The sequence below is a fragment of the Scytonema sp. PRP1 genome (assembly GCF_036697665.2).
GTDB classification, from domain to species: Bacteria; Cyanobacteriota; Cyanobacteriia; order Cyanobacteriales; family Nostocaceae; genus Kalymmatonema; species Kalymmatonema gypsitolerans.
Window position 1 is genome coordinate 1 of the sequence record NZ_JBAHYJ020000023.1, and the last position, 1,835, is coordinate 1,835.

Annotated in this window: 2 protein-coding genes and 1 pseudogene; all 3 read left to right on the forward strand. The window is 45.3% G+C overall.

Features of this window, described 5'->3' with window-relative positions; translation table 11 throughout:
* On the forward strand, positions 1–253 hold a 253-nt coding region (locus tag V5G28_RS04155), incomplete at its 5' end, for an aminotransferase class III-fold pyridoxal phosphate-dependent enzyme (protein WP_332990471.1).
* 12 nt (positions 254–265) lie between these two features.
* Positions 266–1,135 carry an acyl-CoA desaturase gene (locus V5G28_RS04160; protein ID WP_073633180.1) on the forward strand — a complete coding sequence of 290 codons (870 nt, stop codon included), beginning with the start codon at positions 266–268 and terminating at the stop codon, positions 1,133–1,135.
* Between the two features lie 244 nt (positions 1,136–1,379).
* A pseudogene (locus tag V5G28_RS04165) lies at positions 1,380–1,806 on the forward strand (IS4 family transposase); the annotation flags it as partial.
* Between the last annotated feature and the right edge of the window lie 29 nt (positions 1,807–1,835).

A 1,835-nucleotide genomic window follows, 5' to 3' on the forward strand; every position in this document is an offset into this window, starting at 1 on the left:
GCAAGAGGTGGCAGCAATCGTTGTCGAAGCGATACAAGGAGAAGGTGGTTATATTGTGCCAGAGGATGGGTTTTTGCAGCGGCTGCGGGAAATATGCGATCGCTTTGGCATCCTGATGATAGTAGATGAAGTGCAATCTGGCATGGGACGCACAGGTCGCCTGTTTGCCATTGAGCATTGGGGTGTGATGCCCGATATCATTACTACAGCTAAAGGTATAGACTATATGAACGAATGCAACATTTACCACTAATACCAAGTAATTATGAATTATAAAAATATATTACCGATAACTCACCTCCATATTTTGTACGTTGCCACTCACCTATTAGCGTTGTGTGTCTTCTGGTTAGAATTCAATTTGTTCTGGGTATTGCTTTGTTTGATCAGCTACTTTGTTCGTCAATTCGGAGTTGTGGCAGGATACCATCGTTACTTTTCTCATCGGTCTTTCAAAACGTCGCGTTGGATGCAGTTCCTCCTAGCTCTTCATGGCAGCCTGTGTGCCGAGCGTGGTCCTCTGTGGTGGGCGCAGACACATCGTCTTCATCACCGCTACTCGGATACACCCGATGACCTTCATTCGCCACGTTATCAAGGGTTAATTTACTCTCACAGTGGTTGGTTCTTTAATAAACGCTTTGCGAAGACCGATTACGACCAAATTCCAGATTTCGCCAAGTTTCCAGAACTCGTATGGTTAGATCGGTGGTTTATCCTGCCATGGCTAGTTTTTGGTGCTGCTATGTTTTTCTTCTTCGGATGGGAAGGATTTGTGTGGGGATTTTGCGTTAGCAACGTGATGATTTTGCATACGACTCATTTGATTCAGTCAGCTTGCCATTGCCCTAACGGATACCGACGCTTCGAGACTACAGATGACAGCCGTAACCTTTGGGTCTTAGGTTTGGTGTCCCTAGGTGAGGGATTTCACAATAACCATCATTACGACCCCAGTTCTGCACGGCACGGATTTGTATGGTGGGAAATTGATGTAGCCTGGTACGTTTTGAAATGTTTGAATTGGCTCGGTTTAGTGTGGGATTTGAAAACTCCAAAGAAGTGGGAGAAGAAACACTCACTAAACTTTGGGACACTGAACAAAGATAAAAGTGGGGCAAAAACAGAGGGCTAAGATCCTTTGCTAGCAAGAATTGTCAAAGCTTTCTGCTGGAAAAAAACAGATGGATAAAGATCTTTACCCTGATTCGTAACAAGTTAAGGATTTTTGCAGTCTGTCAATAGTCAAACAGCAGGCGATCGTAATACCCATCCAAAAGCTGAGAAACTGAAAGTCAGTAAGTAACTGACCGAAATGCCTACCAAAAAGCCGAGAAATCCCGATCATGTGCGCCGTCGCTCCTCACCGCAAGCGGATAATGAAGCGAAACACATCGCATCTACAGGACTTGTTGAGTCCAGCTATCTACGCTCAAAGTGCGTATTACCGAAGTTTGGGGTTGCGATGGCACGTAGTGCCCGCCCAAAGGGCGATCGCGAATTCTCAACCTGACATTAATGGTTGCTGCGGTGTTGACATTAATTTGGCGACAAGTACCATCGGTGCAAGAGTTGACTCGGATGTTAGAGCAACAGGAGTTACTTTGGGGAAAAGCAGTACTCGTATCGCAACAAGCATTGTCACAGCGGTTTCTCGGCTTTCCGGCAGAGCTATTTGAGCGTGTTTTTCATGACTTGTTACCCCAGTTGCAAGCACGTTGGCATCACCGACAAAAACGACCTCTTCCAGTTGCAGTCACATACGCACGTAAGTATTTTGAAAACATTTGGACTGCGGATGGGTCAACATAGAATCAACCGAAATAGAATCAAAA